Origin of the sequence: Ciceribacter thiooxidans, from assembly GCF_014126615.1 — a bacterium.
GTDB classification, from domain to species: domain Bacteria; phylum Pseudomonadota; class Alphaproteobacteria; order Rhizobiales; family Rhizobiaceae; genus Allorhizobium; species Allorhizobium thiooxidans.
This window is the reverse complement of sequence record NZ_CP059896.1, coordinates 1,962,322-1,987,044: the sequence shown is the minus strand read 5'-3', so window position 1 is coordinate 1,987,044 and position 24,723 is coordinate 1,962,322. Positions and strand designations below refer to the sequence as shown.

The 24,723-nt window shown below is 61.4% G+C and carries 25 protein-coding genes and 1 tRNA gene; 11 read left to right on the top strand and 15 right to left on the bottom strand.

Going from position 1 to position 24,723, the window contains the following annotated elements; translation table 11 throughout:
• Positions 1–103: 103 nt before the first annotated feature.
• Positions 104–865 (bottom strand): DsbA family protein, encoded by a 762-nt coding sequence (locus tag H4I97_RS09550; RefSeq protein WP_182304412.1) that lies wholly within the window; start codon positions 863–865, stop codon positions 104–106.
• Positions 866–1,065: 200 nt separating this feature from the next.
• Between H4I97_RS09550 and H4I97_RS09545 the strand changes: the two genes are divergently transcribed.
• Positions 1,066–2,223 carry a pyridoxal phosphate-dependent aminotransferase gene (locus tag H4I97_RS09545; RefSeq protein WP_182307599.1) on the top strand — a complete coding sequence of 386 codons (1,158 nt, stop codon included), beginning with the start codon at positions 1,066–1,068 and terminating at the stop codon, positions 2,221–2,223.
• 96 nt (positions 2,224–2,319) lie between these two features.
• Complete coding sequence (locus H4I97_RS09540) at positions 2,320–2,880, top strand: GNAT family N-acetyltransferase (protein ID WP_182304411.1); 561 nt, start codon at positions 2,320–2,322, stop codon at positions 2,878–2,880.
• A 90-nt stretch (positions 2,881–2,970) separates the two neighbouring features.
• On the opposite strand, the gene H4I97_RS09535 is transcribed toward H4I97_RS09540, so the two are convergent.
• Positions 2,971–5,793 (bottom strand): Rne/Rng family ribonuclease, encoded by a 2,823-nt coding sequence (locus H4I97_RS09535; RefSeq protein WP_182304410.1) that lies wholly within the window; start codon positions 5,791–5,793, stop codon positions 2,971–2,973.
• A gap of 661 nt (positions 5,794–6,454) precedes the next feature.
• Between H4I97_RS09535 and H4I97_RS09530 the strand changes: the two genes are divergently transcribed.
• The 3 genes from H4I97_RS09530 to prfB all read left to right on the top strand — a co-directional run bounded on the left by H4I97_RS09530 (position 6,455) and on the right by prfB (position 11,606).
• Positions 6,455–7,651 carry an N-acetylmuramoyl-L-alanine amidase gene (locus H4I97_RS09530; protein WP_244658770.1) on the top strand — a complete coding sequence of 399 codons (1,197 nt, stop codon included), beginning with the start codon at positions 6,455–6,457 and terminating at the stop codon, positions 7,649–7,651.
• 272 nt (positions 7,652–7,923) lie between these two features.
• Complete coding sequence (locus H4I97_RS09525; protein WP_182304409.1) at positions 7,924–10,383, top strand: penicillin-binding protein 1A; 2,460 nt, start codon at positions 7,924–7,926, stop codon at positions 10,381–10,383.
• Between the two features lie 91 nt (positions 10,384–10,474).
• A protein-coding gene (gene prfB, locus H4I97_RS09520; protein ID WP_182304408.1) for a peptide chain release factor 2 occupies positions 10,475–11,606 on the top strand; the annotation gives its coding sequence in 2 pieces (ribosomal slippage) (positions 10,475–10,543 and positions 10,545–11,606; 1,131 coding nt in all).
• A 60-nt stretch (positions 11,607–11,666) separates the two neighbouring features.
• Here the strand turns inward: prfB and H4I97_RS09515 are convergent.
• Entirely contained in the window at positions 11,667–12,881 is a 1,215-nt protein-coding gene (locus tag H4I97_RS09515) for a multidrug effflux MFS transporter (protein WP_182304407.1), read from the bottom strand.
• 160 nt (positions 12,882–13,041) lie between these two features.
• Here H4I97_RS09515 and H4I97_RS09510 point away from each other — a divergent pair, with 160 nt between their 5' ends.
• A complete protein-coding gene (locus H4I97_RS09510) occupies positions 13,042–13,695 on the top strand; it encodes a TetR/AcrR family transcriptional regulator C-terminal domain-containing protein (protein ID WP_182304406.1) in 654 nt (217 codons plus the stop codon).
• A gap of 31 nt (positions 13,696–13,726) precedes the next feature.
• On the opposite strand, the gene H4I97_RS09505 is transcribed toward H4I97_RS09510, so the two are convergent.
• A complete protein-coding gene (locus H4I97_RS09505; protein WP_182304405.1) occupies positions 13,727–14,242 on the bottom strand; it encodes a hypothetical protein in 516 nt (171 codons plus the stop codon).
• Positions 14,243–14,254: 12 nt separating this feature from the next.
• Entirely contained in the window at positions 14,255–15,028 is a 774-nt protein-coding gene (locus H4I97_RS09500; RefSeq protein WP_182304404.1) for an NAD kinase, read from the bottom strand.
• Positions 15,029–15,201: 173 nt separating this feature from the next.
• Here H4I97_RS09500 and H4I97_RS09495 point away from each other — a divergent pair.
• Positions 15,202–15,277: transfer RNA gene (locus H4I97_RS09495), tRNA-Thr, on the top strand.
• A gap of 2 nt (positions 15,278–15,279) precedes the next feature.
• Here the strand turns inward: H4I97_RS09495 and H4I97_RS09490 are convergent.
• The 5 genes from H4I97_RS09490 to H4I97_RS24915 form a co-directional block, all read right to left on the bottom strand.
• Positions 15,280–16,371 carry a tyrosine-type recombinase/integrase gene (locus tag H4I97_RS09490; protein ID WP_182304403.1) on the bottom strand — a complete coding sequence of 364 codons (1,092 nt, stop codon included), beginning with the start codon at positions 16,369–16,371 and terminating at the stop codon, positions 15,280–15,282.
• A gap of 4 nt (positions 16,372–16,375) precedes the next feature.
• Entirely contained in the window at positions 16,376–16,555 is a 180-nt protein-coding gene (locus tag H4I97_RS09485) for a hypothetical protein (RefSeq protein WP_182304402.1), read from the bottom strand.
• Positions 16,556–16,796: 241 nt separating this feature from the next.
• Positions 16,797–17,546: a hypothetical protein gene (locus H4I97_RS09480; RefSeq protein WP_182304401.1), complete on the bottom strand. Its 750-nt coding sequence runs from the start codon at positions 17,544–17,546 to the stop codon at positions 16,797–16,799.
• Positions 17,547–17,550: 4 nt separating this feature from the next.
• Positions 17,551–17,937 carry an Arc family DNA-binding protein gene (locus H4I97_RS09475; RefSeq protein ID WP_182304400.1) on the bottom strand — a complete coding sequence of 129 codons (387 nt, stop codon included), beginning with the start codon at positions 17,935–17,937 and terminating at the stop codon, positions 17,551–17,553.
• A gap of 10 nt (positions 17,938–17,947) precedes the next feature.
• Entirely contained in the window at positions 17,948–18,136 is a 189-nt protein-coding gene (locus tag H4I97_RS24915; RefSeq protein WP_182307597.1) for an Arc family DNA-binding protein, read from the bottom strand.
• Between the two features lie 107 nt (positions 18,137–18,243).
• On the opposite strand from H4I97_RS24915, the gene H4I97_RS09465 reads away from it, so the two are divergent.
• The 4 genes from H4I97_RS09465 (at position 18,244) to H4I97_RS09450 (ending at position 19,871) form a co-directional block, all read left to right on the top strand.
• Positions 18,244–18,678 carry an Arc family DNA-binding protein gene (locus H4I97_RS09465; RefSeq protein WP_148175399.1) on the top strand — a complete coding sequence of 145 codons (435 nt, stop codon included), beginning with the start codon at positions 18,244–18,246 and terminating at the stop codon, positions 18,676–18,678.
• A 78-nt stretch (positions 18,679–18,756) separates the two neighbouring features.
• Positions 18,757–19,098, top strand: a complete 342-nt coding sequence (locus H4I97_RS09460; RefSeq protein WP_182304399.1) for a hypothetical protein — start codon at positions 18,757–18,759, stop codon at positions 19,096–19,098.
• A gap of 34 nt (positions 19,099–19,132) precedes the next feature.
• Complete coding sequence (locus H4I97_RS09455) at positions 19,133–19,336, top strand: hypothetical protein (RefSeq protein ID WP_182304398.1); 204 nt, start codon at positions 19,133–19,135, stop codon at positions 19,334–19,336.
• Positions 19,337–19,352: 16 nt separating this feature from the next.
• The gene (locus H4I97_RS09450; RefSeq protein WP_148175402.1) at positions 19,353–19,871 is read left to right on the top strand and encodes a hypothetical protein; all 519 of its coding nucleotides are present in this window, start codon (positions 19,353–19,355) and stop codon (positions 19,869–19,871) included.
• 49 nt (positions 19,872–19,920) lie between these two features.
• Here the strand turns inward: H4I97_RS09450 and H4I97_RS09445 are convergent, their stop codons facing one another.
• From H4I97_RS09445 to H4I97_RS09425, 5 genes are all read right to left on the bottom strand, one after another.
• The gene (locus H4I97_RS09445; RefSeq protein WP_148175403.1) at positions 19,921–20,529 is read right to left on the bottom strand and encodes a hypothetical protein; all 609 of its coding nucleotides are present in this window, start codon (positions 20,527–20,529) and stop codon (positions 19,921–19,923) included.
• A gap of 73 nt (positions 20,530–20,602) precedes the next feature.
• A complete protein-coding gene (locus H4I97_RS09440) occupies positions 20,603–20,821 on the bottom strand; it encodes a hypothetical protein (protein ID WP_148175404.1) in 219 nt (72 codons plus the stop codon).
• Between the two features lie 562 nt (positions 20,822–21,383).
• Entirely contained in the window at positions 21,384–23,294 is a 1,911-nt protein-coding gene (locus tag H4I97_RS09435) for a phage tail tape measure protein (RefSeq protein ID WP_182304397.1), read from the bottom strand.
• A gap of 85 nt (positions 23,295–23,379) precedes the next feature.
• Positions 23,380–23,910: a hypothetical protein gene (locus tag H4I97_RS09430; RefSeq protein WP_182304396.1), complete on the bottom strand. Its 531-nt coding sequence runs from the start codon at positions 23,908–23,910 to the stop codon at positions 23,380–23,382.
• A 5-nt stretch (positions 23,911–23,915) separates the two neighbouring features.
• Positions 23,916–24,323, bottom strand: a complete 408-nt coding sequence (locus tag H4I97_RS09425; protein WP_182304395.1) for a hypothetical protein — start codon at positions 24,321–24,323, stop codon at positions 23,916–23,918.
• Positions 24,324–24,723: the final 400 nt, after the last annotated feature.

Below are 24,723 nucleotides of genomic sequence, written 5' to 3'. Positions count from 1 at the left end.
CCTATAGACTGAGAGGCCCGCAAGGGAAAGCCCCCTGCGGGCCAGACGCCTGAGTTCCCCCGACTTTGCGGGGGAGAGAGGGGTTGAGACGCTTCTCCGGCACTCAGCAGGCGGTGCGGCCGCAGCTGCGGACGTTCGCGACCTTCTCTTCGATCGCCTTCGAGCCGATGGCCCCGAATACGGCTTCATTGCCGACGATGTAGGAGGGGGTGCCGGTGATGCCGAGGCTGGTGGCGAGCTGATAGGCCTCGTGGACGGATTCGTCGTTCGGGCTCTCGGCCATCTTCTTGCGGATATCGGCCTCTTCGACACCGAGCGAGGCGGCGACTTCGAGCGCGCGCGCCTCATTGGCGCGGCCCTCGCCGCCGAGCAGCGCGCGGTGGAACTCGCCGTATTTTTCCGGCGCGATCTTCCGGAAGGCGTCCGAGACCTTGTGCGCGGCTTCTGAATCCGGCCCGAGGATCGGGAATTCCTTCAGCACGAAGCGAACGTTCTTGTCGCCGGCGATGATGCTGTCCATGTCGGAAAGGGCGCGCTTGCAGTAGCCACAATTGTAGTCGAAGAACTCGACGATCGTGATGTCGCCCTGCGGATTGCCGAGAGAGAGATCGTACTTCGAGGCAAAGAGCGCTTCCTTGTTGGTTTCGACCGCGGCCGAGGCCTGCTGCTGACGTGCCTCCTGCTGCTTCTTTTCGAGCGCGTCTTGCACGTCGAGCATGATCTCGGGGTTCGCGATCAGGTATTCCTTGATGAACTCGCCGAATTCTTTCTTCTGCTGGTCGTCGAGCGCATTCACCGTTGTCGGCAGTGCTGCGGGCAGGAGAGCGAGAGCCGCAACGGCGAGATGTTTGAACGTCAGGGGCATGTCATTCCTCGTAAGGGTCGCCGGCAGGTAGCCGACAGCCGGCTGGCTCCGCCGGAACCGATTGGATTCGGGATCAATGTAGTGTCTGGAACGCGGAATGGAAGGTCGAAAAATGGCCCCTCCGCGCCAATCTCGCCATTGTGAACACAGCAATAATACGGCAAATGTCAGGCGCCCCAGCAGAAGCGAGAGAATTGACAGTGGTCACCATTTCCAAACGCAGTGCCGTCGAACCGTTTCACGCCATGGATGTGCTGGCCGAAGCCACTCGGCGCCGGCAGGCGGGGCAGCCGGTCATTTCCATGGCGGTCGGCCAGCCCGGACACCCGGCCCCACAGGCGGCGCTTGCGGCGGCGCGGGCCGCGCTCGAACATGGCCGGATCGGCTACACGGACGCGCTCGGCACCGGAGAATTGCGCCAGGCGCTCGCCGACTACTACCAGCAGCGACACGGGGTTACCGTCGACGCCGAACGGGTCATCGTCACGACGGGCTCGTCGGCGGCCTTCAATCTCGCCTTTCTCGGCCTCTTCGATGCGGGCGACGCCGTGGCGATCGCCAGACCCGGATACCCGGCCTATCGCAATATCCTCAAGGCGCTCGGGTTGACGGTCGTCGAGGTGCCGGTCAACGCCGCAACGCACTTCACCCTGACACCCGAGAGCCTCGAAGAGGCGCAGCGCGAAGCCGGGCTCCGGCTGAAGGGCGTTCTGCTCGCCAGCCCCGCCAATCCGACCGGAACGGTGACGGGCAAGGCGCAGCTTGCAGAGCTCGCGCGCTATTGCGAGGGCGAGGGGATCAACCTGATCTCCGACGAGATCTACCACGGCCTGACCTTCTCCGGCGACGAGGCGAGCGCGCTGGAGATCGGCGACCGCTCGGTGATCATCAACTCCTTCTCGAAATACTACTGCATGACCGGTTGGCGCATCGGCTGGATGGTGGTTCCGCCGGAGCTCGTGCGCCCGCTCGAATGCCTGGCGCAAAGCCTCTACATCTCCGCCCCGGAACTCTCCCAGATCGCGGCGGTGGCGGCGCTCACGGCCGGTGAGGAACTGGAGCACTACAAGGCGAGTTGCCGTGCCAATCGCGATTATCTCATGGAGCGGTTGCCGAGGCTCGGGCTTCCGTTGCTGTCGCCGATGGACGGAGCGTTCTACGCTTATGTCGACGTCAGCCGTCACACCAACGACAGCATGACCTTCGCCCGAGAAATGCTCTCGGCGATCGACGTCGCGGCGACGCCCGGCCTGGACTTCGATCCGGTGGAGGGGCATCGCGCCATGCGCTTTTCCTATGCCGGAACGATGGCGGAAATGGTCGAGGCGCTCGACCGCATCGAGCGCTGGCTGAAATAGCGCCCGGCGACAAGTTCGCCTTTGATCTCTTGCCGTCATAGGCCAAGTCAGGCTCTAACGTCTGGATTGGATCTGTCGACAAGGCGGGAGGTGCTGATGACTATTTCGTGGGTGAGACAGCCGTCGTTCGAGGCTCCGGAACTGCTGACGGAGCGCACGCGACTGCGCGGGCACCGTGTTTCCGACCTCGACGCGCTGGCGCGCATGTGGGCCGATGAGAACGTTGTCCGCTACATCAGCGCGAAACCCTCGACGAGGCAGGAAAGCTGGGCGCGACTGCTGCGCTATGTGGGGCACTGGCGTCTTCTCGGCTTCGGCTATTGGGCGATCGAGGACCGTCACACGGGCGAATATCTGGGTGAACTGGGCTTTGCTGATTTCAAGCGCGCGATGACTCCTTCGCTCGACCGCATTCCGGAGGCGGGCTGGCTTCTTGCGCCTGAGGCTCAGGGGCAGGGAATCGCGACTGAAGCAATGACGGCGGTTCTCCGATGGGCGGACGCCAATTTCATTGGCGACAGAATTGCCGCCATCTTCGATCCCGCACACGGGCGCTCCATCCGCCTCGCCGCGCGGTGCGGCTTCGTCGTGCAAGGGGAGGCGACGGTCGCCGGTAACAGGGCTCTTCTGATGTCGCGCCGCAGACCGCTTCCCTGACGCCTGCCTGGGACTGGCGCCAGGGGAAGCACGAATGCAAAACGGCCGCCCGAGGGGCGGCCATCGCGTGTTCAGATGTCGGAGGCGGTCTCAGAAGAAGCCGCGCTTCTGCCACCAGCCACCCTTCTTGGGTTTGTCACCTTCGGCTTCCGGCGTGGTCGATTTTACCGACGTGACGACCGGCTCGGACGTGGTGACATTCGACTGGCGATTGGCACGGGCGGGCTTTGCCGGTTCCGCGGCCTCTTCCATCACGGTTTCCTCGGCGACCGGTTCCTCGGCGAGCGTCGCGCTCTTCTCGGCAACCTCGGGTTCGACCGGCGGCGCCTCTTCGGCGATGATCGGTTCCTCAACCGGCGAAACGGCGACCTTTGCCTTGCGGGTACGGCGCGGCTTGCGGGCTACCGGTTCTTCCGCCGATTCGATGGCCGCCATAGCGGATGGCTCTTCGGCCACCGTTTCTTCGGCGATCGCCTCGATCACTTCGGCTGCGGTTTCCGCACCTTCCGCCTCGTCTTCCGCGGTGTCGGTCTCGTCACCTTCAGCCGCGGCGTCCGCTGCACCTTCTTCGCCCGGACGGCTGCGTCGTCCGCCGCGCTTGCCACGACGGCGGCGCTTGCGCTTCTGGCCTTCTTCGGACGTCTCGTCGGCTCCGGCAGAGGCGGCTACGCTGCCTTCCTCTTCGCCTTCATCCTCGTCTTCATCCTCATCGGCGCCATTGTCCGCGGATGCAGAGGAGGCCTCGCCGTTACCGTTTCCGTTGCGACCACGCCGGCGCCGACGACGCTTGCGCTTGCGTCCTTGCTGCTCGTCGCCGGAGCTTGCTTGCGGCGCGGCTGAGGTTTCAACGGTTTCGTCTTCATCCTCTTCTTCCGGCTCGATGTAGATCTCTTCCTCCTCTTCGGGCTCGGAGATTACCGGCATCAGGCTTTCGATCTTGACCGGGTTCAGGACCGGCTCGCCGCGGTCGATGGCGAAGTGCTGCGATCCGACGGTGTCGTCGGAGTCGATCACGATCGACACGCCGAAACGGCGTTCGTAGTCGACGATCGTCCCGCGCTTGTGATTCAGCAGGTAGAGCGCCGTTTCCGGCGTCGTGCGCACGGTGATGTCGTGCGTCGTGCTCTTCAGCAGGAACTCTTCGATGCCACGCAGGACGTGCAGCGCAACAGAGGACTGCGAGCGGATGAGGCCCGTGCCGCCGCAATGCGGGCAGAGCTGCGTCGTTGATTCGAGAACCGAGGCGCGGATGCGCTGGCGCGACATTTCCAGAAGGCCGAAATGCGAGATCCGGCCGACCTGGATGCGGGCACGGTCGTTCTTCAGGCAATCCTTCAGCTTCTTCTCGACGGCGCGGTTGTTGCGCTTTTCTTCCATGTCGATGAAGTCGATGACGATCAGGCCGGCGAGGTCGCGCAGGCGAAGCTGGCGTGCGACTTCCTCCGCCGCTTCGAGGTTCGTCTGCAGCGCGGTGTCTTCGATCGAGTGTTCGCGCGTCGAGCGGCCGGAGTTGACGTCGATCGCCACCAGCGCTTCGGTCTGGTTGATGATGATGTAGCCGCCGGATTTCAGCGTTACCTGCGGCTGCAGCATGCGGTCGAGTTGGGCCTCGATGCCGGAACGCGAGAAGATCGGGTGGATGTCGCGATAAGGCTGGACCACCTTGGCGTGGCTCGGCATCAGCATCTTCATGAAGTCTTTCGCTTCACGATAGCCATCTTCGCCGGCAACGACGATCTCGCTGATATCCTTGTTGTAGAGGTCACGGATCGAGCGCTTGATGAGCGAGCCTTCCTCGTAGACGAGGCACGGCGCCGTCGAATTCAGCGTCAGCGTCCGGACGTTCTCCCAAAGGCGCATCAGGTATTCGAAGTCGCGCTTGATCTCGACCTTGGTGCGGTTTGCACCGGCGGTACGCAGGATGACGCCCATGCCCTGCGGCACTTCGAGGCCGCGGGCGATTTCCTTCAGCCGCTTGCGGTCGGCCGGATTGGTGATCTTGCGGGAGATGCCGCCGCCGCGCGCCGTGTTCGGCATCAGCACCGAATAGCGGCCTGCAAGCGAAAGATAGGTGGTGAGAGCCGCGCCCTTGTTGCCGCGCTCTTCCTTGGCGACCTGCACCAGCAGGATCTGCCGGCGCTTGATGACTTCCTGGATGCGGTACTGCTTGCGCGGCTTGCGAACGACGCGGTCCGGAACCTCTTCCATCGCGTCCTCGGCGCCGACGGATTCGATTTCTTCCTTTTCTTCGACATGATCGTCGTCGTCATCGTCGAAATCGTCATCGCGGCCCCGGCGACCGCCGGCCTCTTCGGAGATTTCGTCCATGTCGACCATGGCGGCCATGGTCTTCCCGCCTTCGTCGCCGCCGTCTTCGTCCGTCGCCTGCGTTCCGGCTTCGTCCGCCTGCTCGGCAGCCGCGTCTGCGGCCTTCTTGCTGCGCGGCTTGCGGGCGCGCCGCGCCTTCGGCTTGGCGGCCGGCTCCTCGGCGGCTTCGACCGGGGCATCCTCGGTCGGCGCGGGTTCGGCAACGGGTTCGCTATCTTCAGCCGGGGAGGCGGCTTCTGCCGCCTGTGCCGCGACGGGCGCTTCGTTTTCCGCGTCGCCGTCGTCGGCGTGGCGGTGCTCCTCGGCCTCGGCGCTCAGCAGCGCCTGGCGGTCTGCAAGCGGGATCTGGTAGTAATCGGGATGGATTTCGGCGAAGGCCAGGAAACCGTGGCGATTGCCGCCGTAATCGACAAAGGCAGCCTGCAACGAGGGCTCGACCCGCGTCACCTTTGCCAGATAGATATTGCCCCTGATCTGTTTCTTATGCTGGGACTCGAAATCGAATTCTTCTATCCGGTTACCACGAACGACGACAACGCGCGTCTCTTCCTCGTGAGACGCGTCGATAAGCATTTTGTCTGCCATGTAAGCTGTGCTCCTCGGCGCCTTCTCGGCAAGATCGAGTCGCACGCTGCTTGAACGGGCGAGAGATATCTTGGGGATGCGCCGGATATAGATGTCTTCGTCCGGTGGGGTGAGCGAGCAGCAACTGAACAGCTTCCGGGGCGCCGGGCGCTCCAAATCCGCTGATGTTTCTGACTACCTGCTGCAACGACATCAAAGACCGAACAAAAACGACAATGCCATAGGCCCTTGGGCCCGATGAATGCTCGCAAAGAGCGCTTGGTGGTTGCCCACCAGTAGATGAAACCGGCCGAGTGCCGGCTTGTGATCCAGTTTCAGGACAAAGCTGCAGATACGGTGGATGAATGTCCGGCAAGCTGGCGCCAAACCTGATTGTGGTTGGCAGCCGCGGCGATGATTCTATCCCGTGGGCATCTCTATCCCTCGGTTGCGTTGTATGTTTTCTCCACCGCAATAGCAAGGGAAAACCCATTTGTGCCATAATACCCATGGATTAGTGGTGTTTAGCGCGCCGGTGTGATTCTCCCGTGCGGGCGGGCCGCGGCGGGCTCGGTGATATCGTTGAAAGGGGCAAGTGTTGCATCAGTCTGGAATCGGTCGGCCGTGGTCGCGCCGTAGTGCGTGGTTGCTCGGCTTCCTGATGGTGGCGCTGCTGTCGCTGATGATACCGGAAAGGGCGCCGGCCGCCGACGAAGATCGGGAGCCGCCGGTGCTCGCCTATGCCGCGAGAATTGCCGGCGACCGCGCGCGGACGCGAATCGTGCTCGATCTCGATCGCAAGCCCGTCTTTGAAGTCCGCTACCTGGAAAAGCCAGATCGCATCGTCGTCGATCTGCCCGCCACGGCGTTTGCTTTCCCCGTGGAGGACTTGAAGGCGCGCGGGCTTTTCAAAGACGTCCGTTACGGTGCGGTCGGCGCCCGGTCCGCACGAATCGTGCTGACGACCGAACGTCCTGCGCAGCTCGCACTTGCTGAAGTCCAGGCCGACGAGGCCGGCAAGGGTTTTCGCCTGGTGCTGGATGCCGAAATGGTGAAGAGGGGAGTCTTCGACGACCTCGTCAAGCGCCAGGCCTGGAGCGGCGGAAGGGTAGTTGTCGACGTGCCGGCCTCCGATGCGGCGGCACGCGGAGATCGGCCCGGAACGTCGAGCCCGGTGCCCGGCAACACCTTCGTGATAGCCATCGACGCCGGTCACGGCGGTATCGACAATGGCGCGATCGCCAGCGAAACCAAGACGCCGGAGAAGGACATCACGCTCGCCTTCGCCAAGGCGTTGCAGCGACGCCTTGCGAGGGAGCCGGGAATCTTTGCCTTTCTGACTCGCGAGGGCGACGAGTTCCTGTCGCTGTCGGAGCGGGTGACGATCGCGCGCCAGCACCATGCGAACCTCTTCGTCTCGCTTCACGCCGACAAACTGCGACAGGACAACATCCGCGGCGCAACCGTCTACACGATCTCCGACAAGGCCTCCGACAAGATGGCGGCCGAGCTGGCCGAGCGGGAAAACCTCGCCGACGCCATCGGCGGTGTCGATCTCGCCGCCGAGCCGGCCGAGGTCACCGACATCCTCCTCGATTTCACCCGGCGCGAAACCCAGGCGTTTTCCGTGGCGATGGCGGAGCAAGTCGTGTCTTCCTTCGACGGGCAGGTCGCGCTGATCAACAATCCGCACCGCTTCGCCGGTTTCCGTGTCCTGCAGGCCCACGACGTCCCGTCGATCCTGCTCGAGCTCGGGTTTCTGTCGAACAAGGACGATGAGAAGGTACTGCTCGACGAAAGCTGGCGCGAGAAGATCGCCGAACTGCTGACCGCCGCGATCAGGCGCTACCGCGAGCCGGTGCTTGCGAACGGTGGGTGATGCGAGCGTTCGCGACAGGCGATGCGCGACACCATCGAGGCGGAGGTGGATTTTGCCGCCAGCCTTATGGAACGAATGCGGACAAGCGATGACCGGCCCTATTTTCCTCACAATCGCGCCTTTACTCCGGAGAGGCATCGAGGAGCGTAGCCGCAACGTCGCCTGGCCGTCCCCGAAGTCTTGCCAATAGGCGCTTGACGTGCAAAACGCGACGACATGTGCGATGTTTGCCATTGCGCGCCGAACCGAAAGCGAACGCCGGTAGCTCGATTATGATCAGACTGATTGGATACTTCTTCGGACTTGCCTCCGTGCTTGCGCTCGCCGTCGCGGTGGTGGTCGCGATCTATCTGACCAACCTCACGAGGGATTTGCCGGATTTCGCCGTCCTGTCGAGCTACGAACCTCCGGTCGCTACCCGCATCCACGCCGATGACGGCTCGCTGATGGCGGAATATGCGCGCGAGCGCCGGCTGTTCCTGCCGATCCAAGCAGTCCCGGACCGCGTGAAGGCCGCTTTTCTGTCGGCCGAAGACAAGAATTTCTACAATCACCCCGGCGTCGACATCTATGGTCTCGGCCGCGCGATTCTCGTCAACCTGCAGAATTTCGGGTCCGGCCGGCGTCCGGTCGGTGCTTCGACCATCACCCAGCAGGTCGCCAAGAACTTCCTGCTGACGTCGGACCAGACGATCGACCGCAAGGTGAAGGAAGCGATCCTGTCCTTCCGCATCGAACAGGCCTATTCGAAGGACAAGATTCTCGAACTCTACCTCAACGAGATATTCTTCGGCATGAACGCCTACGGTATCGCCGGTGCCGCGCTCACCTATTTCGACAAGTCGGTGACTGAACTCACCATCGCCGAGGCCGCCTATCTCGCGTCGCTCCCGAAGGGACCCTCCAACTATCATCCGTTCCGCCACCCCAACGCCGCGCTCGAGCGCCGCAACTGGGTCATCGATCGCATGGTGGAGAACGGCTTCGTTTCGAAGGAGGACGGCGCGGAGGCGAAGAAGCAGCCGCTCGGCGTCACCCTGCGCCGCACCGGTGCCCACCTCTTCGCCTCGGACTACTTCGCCGAAGAGGTCCGTCGCCAGATCATCGAACGCTACGGCGACAAGTCACTCTATGAAGGCGGGCTGTCGGTCCGCACGTCCCTCGATCCAAAGATGCAGATCGCCGCGCGCAAGGCCCTGCAAAAGGGCCTGATCACCTATGACGAGCGCCGCGGCTATCGGGGGCCGGTGAGCCAGATCGACGTTTCCGGTGACTGGGGCACGCCGCTCGCAAAAGTGGCCGGCCTGAGCGACGTTCCGGAATGGAAGCTGGCCGTCGTCCTCGCCGTCTCCAGCGACCGCGTCGATATCGGCCTGCAGCCGGCGACCGAGGCAGGCGGCAAGGTGGCGGCCGAGCGCGGGACGGGCAAGATCCTGGCCGAGGACATGGACTGGGCCTATCGCTCCGCCAGCGGTGACCGCAAGACTGCGAAGTCTCCCGAAGGCGTGCTGAAACCCGGTGATGTCGTCTTCGTCGAACCGCTCGGAGGAGAAGGGCAGAAGGATCGCTACCGCCTGCGCCAGCCGCCGAAGGTTCAAGGTGGCCTCGTCGCAATGGACCCGCATACCGGCCGTGTCCTCGCGATGGTCGGCGGCTTCTCCTATGCACAGTCCGAATTCAACCGCGCCACCCAGGCGATGCGCCAGCCCGGCTCGTCCTTCAAGCCGTTCGTCTATGCAGCGGCGCTCGATAACGGCTATACCCCCGCTTCGGTCATCATGGACGCGCCGATCGAGATCGTGCAGGGCGGCCAGGTCTGGCGCCCCCAGAACTATGGCGGTGGTTCGGCCGGTCCTTCGACGCTCAGGCTCGGCATCGAGAAGTCGCGTAACCAGATGACGGTGCGCCTTGCCAACGACATGGGCATGAATATCGTCGCGGAATACGCTGAACGCTTCGGCATCTATGACAAGATGAACCCGGTTCTGGCGATGTCCCTCGGCTCGGGAGAAACGACGGTGCTGCGGCTGGTCTCGGCCTATGCCGTGCTCGCCAACGGCGGCAAGCAGATCAAGCCGACGCTCATCGACCGCATCCAGGACCGCTACGGCAAGACGATCTTCCGCCACGAAGAACGGGTCTGCGAAGGCTGCAATGCCGACGGCTGGAACAATCAGGAAGAGCCGGCGGTCGTCGACAATCGCGAACAGGTGCTCGATCCGATGACCGCCTACCAGATCACCTCGATCATGGAAGGGGTGATTACGCGCGGCACGGCAGCCGGCAAGGTCAAGCTCGACCGCCCCGTCGCCGGCAAGACCGGTACCACCAATGACGAGAAGGATGCGTGGTTCGTCGGCTACACCCCCGATCTCGTTGCGGGTCTCTATGTTGGCTACGACAATCCGGCGCCGCTCGGCCGTGGTGCGACCGGTGGCTCGCTGTCCGCCCCGATCTTCAACGATTTCATGCAGGCGGCCGTCGCCGGAACGCCGCCGGGCAAGTTCCACATTCCGGAAGGCATGAGCCTGATCGCGATCAACCGCAAGACCGGTATGGCGGCGGTGCAGGGCGAGCCGGATACCATCATTGAGGCCTTCAAGCCCGGCACCGGTCCGGCCGACAGTTTCTCGGTCATAGGCATGGAAAACTACATGGCTCCGGAGGAAATCCTGCGCACGTCGCCGCAGGCGAACGAGGCCGTAACCTCCGGCTCGGGCGGTCTCTTCTAAGATGCTGGACGCGTGCTTGCCGCCCCTTTACAGGAGCGGCGACCGCCACTATGCACGGGGCTCCTTTTCAGCGAGGTGAAATAGCAAGCACATGCGTACGGAAATCGAGAACGTCGTCGACGAAATCAAGCAGGCCATAAGCCTGCTGAGGAGGCATCTTTGACTGGGACCAGGCGATAAGACGACTGGACTGGTTGAACAACAAGGCAGAGGACCCAAACCTCTGGAACGATGCCTCCGAAGCACAAAAGCTTATGCGCGAGCGCCAGCAGCTCGATGACAGCATCAGCGGCGTGAAGGCGCTGGAGCGGCAGCTCACCGACAACGTTGAACTCATCGAAATGGGTGAGGAAGAGGGCGATCAGGAGATCGTGACCGAGGCCGAAAACGCCCTGAAGGCGCTGAAGACTGAGGCCGGACGGCTGCAGGTCGAAGCAATGCTCTCGGGCGAAGCTGACGGCAACGACACCTACCTCGAAGTCCATTCCGGCGCCGGCGGCACGGAGAGCCAGGACTGGGCGAACATGCTGCTGCGCATGTACATCCGCTGGGCCGAGAAGCAGGGCTTCAAGGTCGAGGTTCTGGAAGTGCACGAAGGTGAAGAAGCCGGCATCAAGTCGGCGACGATCCACGTCAAGGGGCATAACGCCTACGGCTGGCTGAAGACCGAATCCGGCGTGCACCGGCTGGTGCGCATCTCGCCCTATGATTCGAACGCGCGACGCCACACGTCCTTCTCGTCCGTCTGGGTCTATCCGGTGGTCGACGACTCGATCCAGATCGACATCAACGAGAGCGATTGCCGCATCGATACCTACCGCTCGTCGGGTGCCGGCGGACAGCACGTCAACACTACCGACTCGGCGGTGCGCATCACCCATATTCCGAGCGGCATCGTCGTTGCCTGCCAGCAGGAACGCTCGCAGCACAAGAACCGCGCCAAGGCCTGGGACATGCTGCGTGCCCGTCTTTACGAGGCGGAACTGAAGAAGCGGGAAGAAGCGGCGAACGCCGAAGCCGCGTCGAAGACCGAGATCGGCTGGGGGCACCAGATCCGCTCTTACGTGCTGCAGCCGTACCAGCTGGTGAAGGATCTGAGAACCGGCGTCGAGAGCACCGATCCGGACAGCGTTCTGAACGGCGACGTCAACGAGTTCATGGAGGCGGCACTGGCCCATCGCATCTCGGGTGGCGCCGACGTCGAGGTCGCGGACATCGACTGACTTCCGGAAGATTGCAGAAATGGCGAGGCGGCGGGACGAAAATCCCGCCGCTTTTGTGTTTCAGAGGCGTTCCTCTGCCGTCTCGGCTGCCGCCGCCGGCCGCAATGTCAGTGCGGCAAGGAAGAGCACCATCAGCGAGCAGGCCGCAATGGTCGCCACCATCGGCATGGCCGTGCCGTCAAAAAACAGGCTTGCGACCCCGATCACACTCGATGCGGTGACGAACTGCAGCGTCCCCATGAGCGCCGAGGCGGTGCCGGCGATCCGCCCGTGACTTTCGAGAGCGAGCACCGCCGACGTCGGAATGACCATGCCGAGGAAACCGTAGGCGACGAAGAGCAGTGCGGAGAGGACGGGCAGGCTGCCGAAGCCGGAGGCGAAGGCCACGAAAAGCATTGTCGAGGCGAGCGCAAAGCCGGCAACCGCGAAGCGGATCAGTCGTCTGAGGCCGAACCGGCGCGACAGCCGGCCGTTCATCTGCGATGCCCCGATGAAGGAGACGGCGTTCATCGAGAACACGACGCTGTAGAGGCTGGGCGAGAGCCCGTAGTGCTCGATCAGCACGAAGGACGAGTTGGCGACGTAGATCATGTAGCTCGCCATACCGAAGGACGCGATGAGGACGAGCCCGAGGTAATAGGGATCGCGCAGAAGCGTTCCGTAAGAGGCAAGGGCGCTGCCGAAGCTGCTCTGGCTGCGGGCTTCCTCCGAGCGGGTTTCGGGAAGCAGCAGTGTGACGAGCACCGCGCCGAGTGCGGCGGCGAGAACCATCACCCAGAAGATCGCGCGCCAGCTTGCCGCGAGCGTCACGGCGCTGCCGGCGAGCGGCGCCAGGATCGGCGACACGCTGAAGACCAGCAACAGGCGTGACATGAGCTGGGCCGCCGCGACACCGGTGAAGAGGTCGCGGACGATGGCGCGGCAGATGACGGCGCCGGCGCAGGCACCGACGCCCTGGAGCGCGCGGAATGCGACCAGCCATTCGATCGTGGGGGAAAGTGCGCAGCCGATCGCCCCGATGGAGAAGAGCGAAAGGCCGAAATAAAGTGGCTTCTTGCGGCCGATCATGTCGGAGACCGGGCCGTAGACGAGCTGCGAGAGGGCCATGGCGACGAAGAATGAGACGAGGCTCGCTTGCACTGCGCCGCTGCCGGCATGCAGCCCTTCGCCGATCTCGGGGAGGGCAGGAAGATACATGTCGATCGCGAATAGGCCGATGGCAGTGAGCAGGCCGAGGACGACCGGAAGGGATGCCTTGATGTTTTGCTGTTGCATGGAAAAAACCTTCGTTGCTCCGCGGCAGGCGGGCCGCGAGGAGGTTGAATCTGATGCGGAATGAATGAATGAGACGCGTCGGCCTATGCCGAGCGGTGACTATGATGTATAAATTATTGGACACAATTGTCCAATTCGTCAAGCCCCTTTATGGTGAGGCATGGATCAGATTACGGATCATCGAAAATCATCGGACGGTCACCGCGCCGGCGCACCGGGCAAGCGCGCCGCAATCATCGACGCGGCGGCGGCGATCTTCGCCGACAGCGGCTATTCGAGCGCGAGCATCGACGCCATCGCCGCCCGCGCCAGGGTGTCCCGCCAGACCGTCTACAACCAGATCGGCGACAAGGATAAGGTTTTCAAGGCGGTCGTGGAGGACGTCACGCAGCGCTCCAGCGCCCGCTTTTTCGCCGTTCTCGACAGCTTCCCCGACACGCCGAAGGACATCGAGACGGATCTCGCCGCCTTCGCCAAGCGGCTGCTGAAGGTGGCGATCTGCGAGGACTGCGGACGCTGGCTCTTCCGTATCCTGTCGCTCGAGGGCGCGCGGCATCCGGAGCTGTTCACGAGCTGGCGGGAATACGGTCCGGGACGCAAATATCCCGCGCTCGCCGCCCGATTCGCGCAGCTCGCCCACGGCGGCTATCTCCAGCTTGATGATCCGTCGCTCGCGGCGCGCCAGTTCATGGCACTCGTCATGAGTGACGTGCGCGCCGACCTCCAACTCGGCCTGCCGATCGCCGAAAGCGAGCTGGACGGGCTCGCACGTAATGCCGTCCGAACTTTCCTCAGGGCATTCGGAAAGCATTGAGAGGGAAGCTTCTGCCGCCCTGTGTCGCCGGTCAGTTCGTTGCCTTCTCGATCTTGATCTCACCGAACTCGTCGATCAGCACCGTCCAGCTTTCTGGTTCGGTCGCTGCCGGATCGGTTTTCAGGTAGACGGTGGCAAAGAGCCCGGGCTGCCGACTGATACCGGTCGAATCCTCCGGCCGGATGTCGGTGACATAGGGTTTGATCGCCGTGAACTCTTCGAGTTCGACGCTCTCGACCACCTGCGGGCCGGTCTCGTCAAGCGCGATCTGCTGGAGATAGACCTTGGCCGTTCGGTCCGGCTGGCGGATGGCGACGAGCTTGTAATAGCCGTGGCGCGTTGTTGCTTCCGCAGCGGTGTCGTCTGTGCCGGTCGTACTCTTGGCTTCGGTCTTTCCGCTCGGCTCACCGCCGACCTCCTCCCAGAAACCGGTGCTGACGACGAAGGTCGCCGTGACCGGAAGTTCGTCGATATCGCCGGCGAAAGCAGGGGCGGCAGCCATTGCCAGTGCGGCGAAGGCCAGGCGGGAGACGATGTGTACAGCCATCCCGAAACCTCCCTAGTTGGAAAACTGTTCGGCCAGAATACGGTCGGACCAGGAGCGGTCGGGGTCGGAGAGGATCCGCGCCGTCGTGTCCTCGGACTGGGTGATCTGCACCCTCGTCACCGATTTCACCTCCGTGTGGTCTGCGACCGCGTTCACCGGCCGCTTGTCCGCTTCGAGCACGTGGATGTCGACGCTCACTTTGTTCGGAAGCAGTGCGCCGCGCCAGCGCCGCGGACGAAAGGCGCTGACCGGGGTCAGTGCGAGCAGCGGCGCTTCCAGCGGCAGGATCGGCCCGTGGGCGGAGAGATTGTAGGCGGTGGATCCCGCAGGCGTCGCGACCATGAGACCGTCGCAGATGAGCTCGTCGAGCCGAACCTTGCCATCGATGATGACCCGGAGCTTCGCCGCCTGATAGGACTGGCGAAAGAGCGAGACCTCGTTGATCGCCAGAGCCACCGACGCCGTTCCGTCGGCGCTCTCGGTTGTCATCTTCAAGGGATGACAGTCATTCTCGACGGCGGCTTCAATCCGCTCGCGCAGCTTCTCCATGTGAAAATCGTTCATCAGGAAACCGACCGAACCGCGGTTCATTCCATAGACGAGCTTGCCCGTGTTCATCGTGTCGTGCAGCGTCTGGAGCATGAAGCCGTCGCCGCCGAGCGCAACGACCACGTCGGCCTCCTCCGCCGCGACGTTTCCATAGACGCGAATCAGCTCCTGCCGGGCGGCCTGCGCTTCCGGTGCGGTGGAAGCTATGAAGGAAAGCGACTGGAAGGAACGAGACATCGGGGGCCCTCGGTGACGGGCTCTGTGGTACATGAAAAAGACCGAGAGCGACAAGGTGTTTCACTGCCCTGCCTGCCGGGTTCCACGGCGAAATGCAGCCGGTCCGTCGGTCGCCACGCCGCAGAAATTGCTTTACAGCCGGGCAAAATCTGCTTATCCGACGGGCTCATGATGCCCTTGTAGCTCAGTTGGTAGAGCACCTGATTTGTAATCAGGGGGTCCCGGGTTCGAGTCCTGGCGGGGGCACCATCCTATTTCCTCCTATTTGAATTGATTATTGTTTCCGCCCCCAGTCCCTCACCGGGTTCCGGGTGAGGGGCAAAGATGTTGTCGACTTGTTCCGAAACGATCCTAGAAGAGTGCTTTCCGAGCCTCGCTCTGTCGGCTCCTCGCGTGTAGACTTCCGCCTGTTTCGGCGTAGCCCATCCATATTGGCTCATCAGTTGGTGGGCCGTCGCACCGCCGTCCGCCGCCAGAGTAGCGGACAGTTTTCGTAAGCCGTGCGTGTTCTTTTCGATGCCTGCGTCGCGGGCGGCAGCGCCGAACCAGTTTCCGAAGCCCGCGTCGGTGAACGGTTTCTTGAAGCTGGTGACGAGGAAATGAAGATCGCCGGTCGGTGTCGCGTCGATAATGTCGATCACCCGTTGGGAAAGCTCCACCGTCACGACCGTGCCAGTTTTCTTGGTCTTGATTGTCAGCACGCCGCCGCGAAGATGCTGGCGACCGATCTGGCAAAGGTCGGAGCGTCTCAGTCCGGTGTTGAGCGCGAGCTCAAGAGCGAGGCGTTGTGACGTGCCGATGGGCCATCGTTCACAGAATTTCCGGACGTCATCCTCATTCCAGGCAGGGAAGCCGTCAGACTTGATTTCAAGTCTCCTTACCCCGACCGTAGGATTGCTCGCCATGAATTCGTTGCGAACGGCCCACTCGCAAAGGCCAGCCATTGCTTTGAGGAAATTGTTGGCCTGTGCGGGGGTATCCGCTTTCGAGTCCATGGTGACCTCGATCGACTTTCGGGTGATCGAAGTGAAAGGTTGCCGTCCAGCCTTGTCGGCGATGATCTTGAAGATGTTGCTGCGCTGTCTACGGGTTCCGTCCTTGAAAGTGCGCCAGTGGCCGCTTTCCATGTAGCGCGCAATCAGCCAAGCGATTGTACGGGGATCCTCGCGCTCGCGGTTCGGCAGAGGCTCGCCCTTCAGGCAGGCCCGGTACGATTCCGTGAAATTAGGGTCTGTCGGAGCCGGAAGCCGGATACGCTTGCCTTTGCCAACCCGAAAGTAGAACGTCACCTTTCCATGGCGGGTCCGCTGGACCGTGACGTGGAGGGGAAGCTTGCGAGGCATGGTGTCACATCAATGTCAGTGTTTCGGGATCATTCTTCTTCTCGGACGTGGCCTCTGGATCGGTACCAGGCCCCACCCGGAGGATGACGCCGTTGCGCTCCAGTTCAATTCTGACGCCGTCACGCCTCGCGATCTCGGCCAACTGCCGGACTTCTGACTTTCGGAAACCAACCTGTTGCGCCATTTCGCCGTTCCTCAATTCCTTGATGGTGTCGGGCGGCCCCGTCGCCTGTCAGCATGGGGCCGCCACACGAAGCGACGACAAGGAGAAGTGCCGCTTCACGCTTTTGCCCGCCTCGAAAGGAGGGCGGTAGAAAGACGATGCATCCCAGCAAACATTCTTTCCACCCTTGGATGGGACCGGAGGTGTCGCCCATCCCTATGCCGGGCTTCAGGAGAACCGGCCCGGCAATTCGCAATCCCCGTCAAATTGGCGAGGCGTTCAGTGCCTCGCTCATTGAGCGCAGCGATGACACCTGCTCGTCCACGGACGACAGCGGCAACATCGAACGCACAATGCTCGCCAGCTCCTCGGAATATTCGTTGTGGAAGTCGATCAGGTACGACTGGGCGAAATGCGCCTTAGCGATAGCGTCACCGATACACCGACAGGGGAATTTGCAGATCGCATCCCTGAGCCCGTTCTGGTGCTCGTACAGCCTCCCGTCTCTATCCTCCAGGGCCGAGACGCCACTCTTTTCCGCCCACAGCAACTGCTGGCTCATGCGCTCGCGCATCAGCTCCTCCGCGCGAACGCCGTCGGCAATGACCCGCTTGCCGGCCGCTTCGTTGACCAGGATCAGAGGGTGTGAATAGTGGTGGAAGGCCTTCACCAAGGCGGATTGGGAGTACAGCTTTTCTTCGCGCCAGCGAGGATAGTAATCGCTCGGATTCGTCATAACCTCCGACACGCTGACCATGACGCTTGGTTCATCTTCGACGAGCACGCCGATCCGTTTGTTGATTGCTTCCCGTTCTTTGGTGGTTGCACGGTAATCTGCAATCATCGTCGCCAGCTCGGACGAGAGGCCGGGAGACTGCGGAGAGACTGCGATCGCCCGGCCAAAGGCTGCGGCCGGCAGTGCGGCGGTGCCGGCCGCAGCAAGGAAGACGCGGCGTTTCATCGCGCCGGCGCTTGCATTGAGGGTATGAGTTGCGCTATCAATATTCTGCATTTCATCACCTTTCGGGTTGTGATTTCGAAAGGGCGGAGCGGGTTTCTGAGGCCGGTGCTCCGCCTTTTTCGTTTTTGGGCTTGTCGAAACTCTTCTCAAGACGGTGCAGCGCCTCTTCGCGCATCGACCGTCCGTTGGATCTGGATGCCTCCAGAAGACGCGACCACTGCGACCGGCTGAGGCGCAATACGAAAGCGCTCGTCTCCTCCGGGTCACCCTGCCGCGGCTCGTAGGCGAGCGCGCTCATGCCAGCCTTCACCGCCAGCTTGATCGCGCCTTCGGTAGTCTTCAGGCCGATCCGGTCGCGCCATTTGAGAATGCCGCGCAGATCGACGTCATCGAACTGCAGCATCAGTTTGGGCGCTCGCGCCTTGGGCTTCTTGGGCTTCATGGGCACGGCCTCAGTTTCGCGTCTGGTCCGGCTTACAAGTAGCGCCGTCGTTACGGACCCCAAATTGGTCGAACAAAGCGCGTTCAAGCAAGACGACGATTTCCGAGTTCATCGAACGCCGGTTTTGGGCCGCAAGTTCGCTCAATCGTGCCCGAAACTCGGGCGGCAGACGCACCGCCACAGGAGAAATTTTCCTCATAGGTGTAGCTGACATGTTGGCTCTCCATGACGCACAATGCGTCTTTGTGCTTACATAGCGCATTGTGCGTCATTGATGTCAAGCGGAATGTGCGTCATAGGTGCGTCATGGCAAAAACAGATCCCCATTTCCGGCTGCGCATCTCTGAAGATCTGAAAGAGCGCGTCATGGCCGCGGCGAAGGAAAACAATCGCTCGATCAACGCTGAGATCAATTATCTCGTCGAGTATGCGCTCGACACGATCGAGCGCCACGATGCATTGGCACTCGTGCCGTTTCCGGATGAGGCGACAATCAACGAAGAGCTTTCGAAGCAAGACCTTGAGTCGGGCTCAAAGTCCGCCTCCCGAGGTGAATTCGCGCGCCGGGCTGAGGCTGAACAACATGAGTTCGCGACTAAGACGGACGCATTGATGCGGAAGCTGGATGAGTTGGCGGCGGTGCTCAGTTCAGACAGGACGGTGCCGGCAGCGCACGAGAGCGACGAGGTGATCATGAAGCGCATAGCGGAGCGCTTAGGATATCAAGTTACGAAGAAATAGGCTGTTCGGTCGTCCGCTCGTCGAACCCTTCCACAACCTCTCGATAGCAAACCTGTCGAGATCACTGCGGGTGACCAGATGCCAACCTTCGACAACGAGCGCGATGCAATCGAATACATGAATGAGCAGCTCGGGCGGATGGACGCCAGGCTGATCAAGGTCGAGGGCGAGAACCTCGCCCTGAAGTCGGTGGTGACAATCCTGCGGCACGTCATTGGCGATGGCGAACTCAAGGCTTTTTTCGAGGAACAGGCGAGAAAGCGCATCGACGAGATGATTGCCGTCGCCGGAAGCTATGACGATGACAACACCAGGGCGCTCATAGACGCCTACGTCGAAACCATGAAGATCCTTATGGTGACCGAATTCAACGCTCCCGAGCTGCCGGCGTTCACCATTGTCCGGGGCGGCAAGGAGTAGTCGCGGCCGGGGGGTAAAAAAGGGGGGCAAAATCATGAAATTCGGCATTCGCAAGCCGAGCCTGAAAAAGAGCATCGCCGCGCGCACCTCGGTCAAGCGCATGGTCCGGCATCAGGCGGGCCTCAAGGCGCCTCGAGGCTGGGGATGGCTGACTGACCCGAAGCGCGCTGCGCGAAACCGTGTCTACAACCGGACGACCGTCAGCGTGTGGGATATCCTGCGCAGGCTTTTCAAGTAGGCGAGGCATTGAACCGATGAGCGACGACCCGAATGATTCTGATTGGGTCCACGAATGGACCGACGAGGGATATAAGGAACGCTACCGCCTCCATGCGCGGGAGGTCTATGAGGACGCAAAGGCCCTGCGGGACTTCTCCTTCAAGAGCAACGTCGAATACGGCAAATGGCTTCTGGCGTCCGGCCTCGCGGTTCACGGCGGCGCAATCTTCGCCTTGAACACGCTTGCGACGAACGGTCAGGCGGCTCGCATCAACGGCATCCTCGACAGCGTTGCCTTCCATGCTGCCGGGATATTTTTTGTACTGATTGCCGGCTTTGCCGCCTGGCTGAATTTCCAGTATGCGGCGACCCTCTATTCCCGTCTCGCCAACCCCTCGATGATGTATCGGAAGGACACCTGGCTGGACCTTGGGAGCGAAAAGAGGGATCCGGTGGGAGCGACACGATTCCTTGCGATGATGGCAGGCCTGCTTTCCCTGTGGTGTCTCGTCGCCAGCGCCGTGAACATCGTCCAGGTACTTCATGCAGGCTGAACCCAACAGATGACTGTCGAGAGGTGTTCGCGGGATACGCGAGAGAAGGCTACTCGCCCCAGCTATCCAGCAGTGCCGTTCGAAGCGACGGCCAATCATCCGTCAGGGCGAATGCTACAAGGTCTTTAGGGATGCACGCCCATCGGGCTACCCGTTCAACTGCGGCGGCTTCATCGTCTGCCGCCTTCACGTAAGCCAATGCCTGAGCCCACGCCTCTGGTGGAAACAGGAGAGCGAGGGCTTGGTAGATAGCCAACTTGTCTTTCGCAGCCATGAGGTCTGCCAAGCCGAAATCCTGAGACGTCAAAGGCCCGAGAACCTTTTCGAGCAGGGCCTCAACCTCATCTGCAGTGTTAGTTCGCTCCACATCACTGTCGCACGCGTGGATCAGCTCCTTGCAGCACACCAAGCGCTGCCATTCCAACGGCAGATGCTTGGAGAAGACAATTAGCGTCACGAAATCGGGCGTGGAGTAAACGCCGGCATGCGTCGTGTATTGATAAAACAAGCCTTGAAACGCGCCGGGATCTTCATCGACAGGATGGAATATTATCGAGTCTTGGCATCCAGCTGCAATGATATGCTTCGTAAGCTCTTCGACCTCTATCGGCATAGAATCGAGAGACGCAACAGCATTAATCAGATTCTTCAGGTACATCCTGCCACCGGCACATAAAAAAACCCGGACGAATCCGGGTTTTTGCGATTCGAGATTTTTCTAGATAACGGCTTCAGGCAAATGCATCAAGCCTGCACTTGTTCATGCCTGTACGGGGCGGCTGGCTTACCAAGCCGCTATCCAAGGCGTCGCCGATGGCGCGCGCGGCTGCGTCTGACAGCTTCGCAGGCGTCAACCCACGGTCGTTTCCGGGCATAAACTTGATGTTAACAAGCTCACGTCCCTCTTCGAAAAGAAGGGAGTGGAGCTTCCTTTGGTTGCTCTGCTTCATGATACACTCCTTCTGGTTCGGCAATGGAGCTCTCCCTTCTCCACTACAATGAGAACGAAACGCCACTTGCGACATTCCGCCCACCTAACTTCTTCGCGCGCATCGCTACGCACAAAACCTGCGAGCAGCAAGATCTTCGCCCTGCTTTTGCGGCAAAAACCACCGACATTCATATGATGTTGCAAAGTGGCAACATCAAGGAAACATCAGAAAAATCTGCCGCGCGCTACCGCAAAATAGCTTTGCAGTCAAGAGACTCTATAACGTCTGCCCTTAACTGCAGTTTAACAACAAGTCTAAAAAATGCCAGATGGGGAAGTTCTGAATTTATGCGACGGTCAGCTTCGCGCAAGATCCCCGGATGTCGCATTGGTTGCCCGCACGATATACGGTCTAGGTCCGCGTTAACCATCTGCCGTTAACCGTTAACCCCGTTAACCGAACTTTTCGACCTGTCTGTCTGACAGAAACCCGGGCCCGTTTCCGCCCGCTGGCGGGGGAAGGCCGATACGGTCCCTGACCCAGGGGGGGCGGCAATACGAGCACTTTCAGAGCCCCTGCCTCACGGGTCGACGAACTGTCCGTTGATCTGTTCCTTCACGATCTGCCCCGTTGGCCTGCCGCCACCCGGATTTTGCAGAAGCGCGCCGAGCGATCCCTGTACCCTGGAAAGGAAACTCTGCGCGGCAGACGTTCCAATCGCGGTCCCGATCTGTCCGGCCGATGCCTTCATGGTGTCGGCCGCGCGGTTGCCGCCATCGGCCAGATTGTCCGAGGCGGCACTGCTCGCCTTTATGAAGCCGTCCATCAGCTTCTCCGGCCCGTTGATGAACTCATCCATTGCCGCCGCCCGCCCGCCATCGTCTAAGGCGCTGGCGTCATATGTGCCATGCGAGGGAAACTTGCCGGTGCGTTCGCGCCCGCCAAGCGTGCTCGGGTCCGGACGCGCTGACGGAAAGGGGATGGCGCCGGTCGACACCCCGAGACTGCTGGAGGCGTTCTGTCGTCCGCGGCTCTGTGGGGTGCGTCCGTTGATATAGTTGTCGAGCACCTTCTTCCGGTGGATGTTGTTCACCTCGTCTTCCCAGGTCTTGCTCTCGCCGCGGCTGTACCGGCCCATGGCGTCCTGATAGGCGTCCCTAATCTCCCGTCGCCCCGCGTCTGGGTGCTGTTTGCGATATTCGGCCTCGAACCTGGCGCGGTGCGTTATCCGCTCTTCCGGGCTCATCTGATAGAGCCCATGGATCTCTTCAAGTGCCCCGTCGATGGTATCGGTCGTGTGTTGAAGTACGGGGTTCATGATGGCCGCCACGCCACTGCCCACCTGCTGCGCGAGTTTCAGCGAGAGGTTCGCGAGCCGCTGAAGCTTGGTTTCGCTGTCGGCGAGGATCTGCTCGTTATCCTTCTTCACCGTGCCGGCGGCATTGTGAATTTCCTGCTCGAACCGTCTCCGCTCCTCTCGCAACTGGATGAGAGCACGCACGGCGTCCATGGCCTGCTTATCCCCGAAGATGTCGCCGAGCTTGCTAAGATCGCCCTTCGTCGCGATCATGACCATGTCAAGGAGAGTGTCGACCAGGTCCTTGCCTTGCTTGTCCGCCTCCTTCAGCACTCCGCGGATGTCGATGCCGAAGGTCTTCTTGAACTTCGACCGAACCTCCGGCGAGGTCATCTTCTGGAACATGTTGCTGAGATTGTTCGCGGCCGTCGCGCTGGTTCCCGTCTGGATGCGCACCGTCTGCAGCATAGCGACGAGCTTTTCGAGCCCCTCGGTTCCCTCGTATCCGAGAGCGGCAAAGGCCGGCAGAAGCTCCGGCAGGTATTGAGACATCTCCTTCAGTTCGAACTGGCCGAGCTTGCCACCCTTGGCCAGCATGTCGAACGCCAGTTGCATGTCGCGCCCGCCGATCTTCATCGAGGAAGCCATTGCCGCCGCCGAATTGGCGGCGTCGTCCATCGTCGCTCCGGATGCCTGCGCCGTCATCGCTATCGCCGGCAGAAAGGTAAGCGCCTGGTCGAGAGACATGCCGGTTGCGACAAGCCGTTCGAGGCCCCCGGTCACGTCGTCGATTGAAAGCGCAGCGTCATTGGCAATCTGCTGCAGCTTCCGCATGGTCGGCTGGATATCGGAAATTCCGCGATCCGAATTGACCAGGATGCGGTTGATCCGCCGTTCGGCGGTGGCGAAGCTCTTGTACGCCTGAATGCCGGCGTAGCCGGCGACCGCCACACCGGCGCCGATACGGGTAGCCATGAGCTTCATGCGGTTGATGCGCTCCTCTTCGAACGCGGCTTGTTCCATCATCATCCGTTCCATCGCCCGGTCGCGATTGGAGAGCCGGAGGCCCCGATCTGCCAGCATATAGTCGCGCTCGGCGCGCTTCAGCCGGTTCATGTTTCCGATGATGGCCTGTGTCTTGGCGCCGGTCTTGTCGACGAGATCGACCACCAGCGAGGCGGAAAGTTTGCTCATCTATCTTGTCTCCGTTTGGTCTACGCGTTCGGTCTCGCCGCCTTGTCGTTGCTGTCATTACAAAGCCCACCCATGGGGCGGGGGCTCATGGCAGAACCTTGTCGTGCGCCAGTACCGCTCTCGGGTCCGCGTCGGGACGGCGGATGACGTCGAAGCCCATACCTTCGGCCTGCCTGATGATGCTCTCCTCAGACAGTTCGCAATCGAGCAACTGGCGATCGAGGTCTGCAAGCCGCATGTGCCGCTCCGCGTCGTCGATGGACCCTGCACTTTCGACTTTCTCCCGAACCTGAGCTTTCAGGTGCTCCCCGACACTGTCGGCCGCCAGAAATAGCGCGATCATGTCGAACCGGAACGATGGCATTGTGTAGTCCGGGGTGAGAAACCTCTCGGCGAGAGGAAGAGCCTCCGCCTGCTTCTCCTTGAACTCGTTCACAAGAGCGTCAATTCTCGCGGTCGCGACATTGAGCGGAACATGGGCGCGACTGATCTTTTTGATCTCGTCATTTATCGACGAGATCCGGGCTCGAATGGAGGATATGCCCTCCCTGACTTCCTGCATTGCTCCGCGGGAGGCGGCTCGACTTTTTTCGATCGTTTCTCTGATATTCGTCATGTCAATCACCCTACGAGATCGGCAACGAACGCCTTGCACCGATCCCGAAGACGAACCGCGGCGTTAAATTTCTCGGAAGTCAGTTCTTGCACATCCTGATTGTCCTTGATCTGCTTCTCGACATCCGCAACTTCGGCTCTGGCCTGCTCGACCTTCCTCTTCAGCTGCGAGATGTCCAGCGGGTGTGGTGATGTCGAATGATTGTCGTGCGACGCACTTCCGTAGTGCCGCGCGTCGTCAAGCTGTCTCGCACTGTACTTCAGACGCTCGTTGGCGTTCTGCAGTTTCTTACGCAACTCTTGATGTCTTGCGACGCCGGCCTGGTTCTGCACATTCAGGTCGCGAACCTTCTGCTCAAGGACCTGCATCCGTGACAGGTCCAGCGCGTGCGGGCAGTTCAACGTGTCCTGCATCACTTCCCACCTTTCCGGCGAGACCAGAAGGACTCCGCGATCGACGCCATAGAGGGAGTGTCGTGTGACCGTGCAGCACCCGATGCCGGGGATGATGCGCCCGACTGGTGACTGGCCGGTTCCAACGCGGCTCGGCGTGCGGCGAAGATCTCGCCCCTCTGGGAGAGCACACTGGCCGCAAACCTCGCCCGGCCGTGTTCGATTTTATTGATGGGCATCACAGTCTCCTTTCGCAGGATCGACCATGGAAGCCCTTTCGGGAAATCCAAAGGGTTCCTTGAATTTCCATCTACAGCTTTGAAATCGAATGACTTTTAGCGACCTTTAGCAGCTTTAGTTTAGTTTAGGCTTTGAATTAAAGGTCAGACTGGCGGGATATCGGGCGCTTCTCCGCCCGCAG

Bases quoted from the DNA above. Each gene is read 5' to 3' on its own strand.
- H4I97_RS09490 (WP_182304403.1), bottom strand. From the start codon at position 16,371: ATGCCTCGCAAGCTTCCCCTCCACGTCACGGTCCAGCGGACCCGCCAT.
- H4I97_RS09515 (WP_182304407.1), bottom strand. From the start codon at position 12,881: ATGCAACAGCAAAACATCAAGGCATCCCTTCCGGTCGTCCTCGGCCTG.
- H4I97_RS09525 (WP_182304409.1), top strand. From the start codon at position 7,924: ATGATCAGACTGATTGGATACTTCTTCGGACTTGCCTCCGTGCTTGCG.
- H4I97_RS09440 (WP_148175404.1), bottom strand. From the start codon at position 20,821: ATGAAGCAGAGCAACCAAAGGAAGCTCCACTCCCTTCTTTTCGAAGAG.
- H4I97_RS09485 (WP_182304402.1), bottom strand. From the start codon at position 16,555: ATGGCGCAACAGGTTGGTTTCCGAAAGTCAGAAGTCCGGCAGTTGGCC.
- H4I97_RS09535 (WP_182304410.1), bottom strand. From the start codon at position 5,793: ATGGCAGACAAAATGCTTATCGACGCGTCTCACGAGGAAGAGACGCGC.
- H4I97_RS09460 (WP_182304399.1), top strand. From the start codon at position 18,757: ATGCCAACCTTCGACAACGAGCGCGATGCAATCGAATACATGAATGAG.
- H4I97_RS09465 (WP_148175399.1), top strand. From the start codon at position 18,244: ATGGCAAAAACAGATCCCCATTTCCGGCTGCGCATCTCTGAAGATCTG.
- H4I97_RS09530 (WP_244658770.1), top strand. From the start codon at position 6,455: ATGATACCGGAAAGGGCGCCGGCCGCCGACGAAGATCGGGAGCCGCCG.
- H4I97_RS09455 (WP_182304398.1), top strand. From the start codon at position 19,133: ATGAAATTCGGCATTCGCAAGCCGAGCCTGAAAAAGAGCATCGCCGCG.
- H4I97_RS09450 (WP_148175402.1), top strand. From the start codon at position 19,353: ATGAGCGACGACCCGAATGATTCTGATTGGGTCCACGAATGGACCGAC.
- H4I97_RS09510 (WP_182304406.1), top strand. From the start codon at position 13,042: ATGGATCAGATTACGGATCATCGAAAATCATCGGACGGTCACCGCGCC.
- H4I97_RS24915 (WP_182307597.1), bottom strand. From the start codon at position 18,136: ATGAGGAAAATTTCTCCTGTGGCGGTGCGTCTGCCGCCCGAGTTTCGG.
- H4I97_RS09430 (WP_182304396.1), bottom strand. From the start codon at position 23,910: ATGACGAATATCAGAGAAACGATCGAAAAAAGTCGAGCCGCCTCCCGC.
- H4I97_RS09445 (WP_148175403.1), bottom strand. From the start codon at position 20,529: ATGTACCTGAAGAATCTGATTAATGCTGTTGCGTCTCTCGATTCTATG.
- H4I97_RS09435 (WP_182304397.1), bottom strand. From the start codon at position 23,294: ATGAGCAAACTTTCCGCCTCGCTGGTGGTCGATCTCGTCGACAAGACC.
- H4I97_RS09500 (WP_182304404.1), bottom strand. From the start codon at position 15,028: ATGTCTCGTTCCTTCCAGTCGCTTTCCTTCATAGCTTCCACCGCACCG.
- H4I97_RS09425 (WP_182304395.1), bottom strand. From the start codon at position 24,323: ATGCAGGACACGTTGAACTGCCCGCACGCGCTGGACCTGTCACGGATG.
- H4I97_RS09540 (WP_182304411.1), top strand. From the start codon at position 2,320: ATGACTATTTCGTGGGTGAGACAGCCGTCGTTCGAGGCTCCGGAACTG.
- H4I97_RS09550 (WP_182304412.1), bottom strand. From the start codon at position 865: ATGCCCCTGACGTTCAAACATCTCGCCGTTGCGGCTCTCGCTCTCCTG.
- H4I97_RS09480 (WP_182304401.1), bottom strand. From the start codon at position 17,546: ATGCAGAATATTGATAGCGCAACTCATACCCTCAATGCAAGCGCCGGC.
- H4I97_RS09505 (WP_182304405.1), bottom strand. From the start codon at position 14,242: ATGGCTGTACACATCGTCTCCCGCCTGGCCTTCGCCGCACTGGCAATG.
- H4I97_RS09475 (WP_182304400.1), bottom strand. From the start codon at position 17,937: ATGAAGCCCAAGAAGCCCAAGGCGCGAGCGCCCAAACTGATGCTGCAG.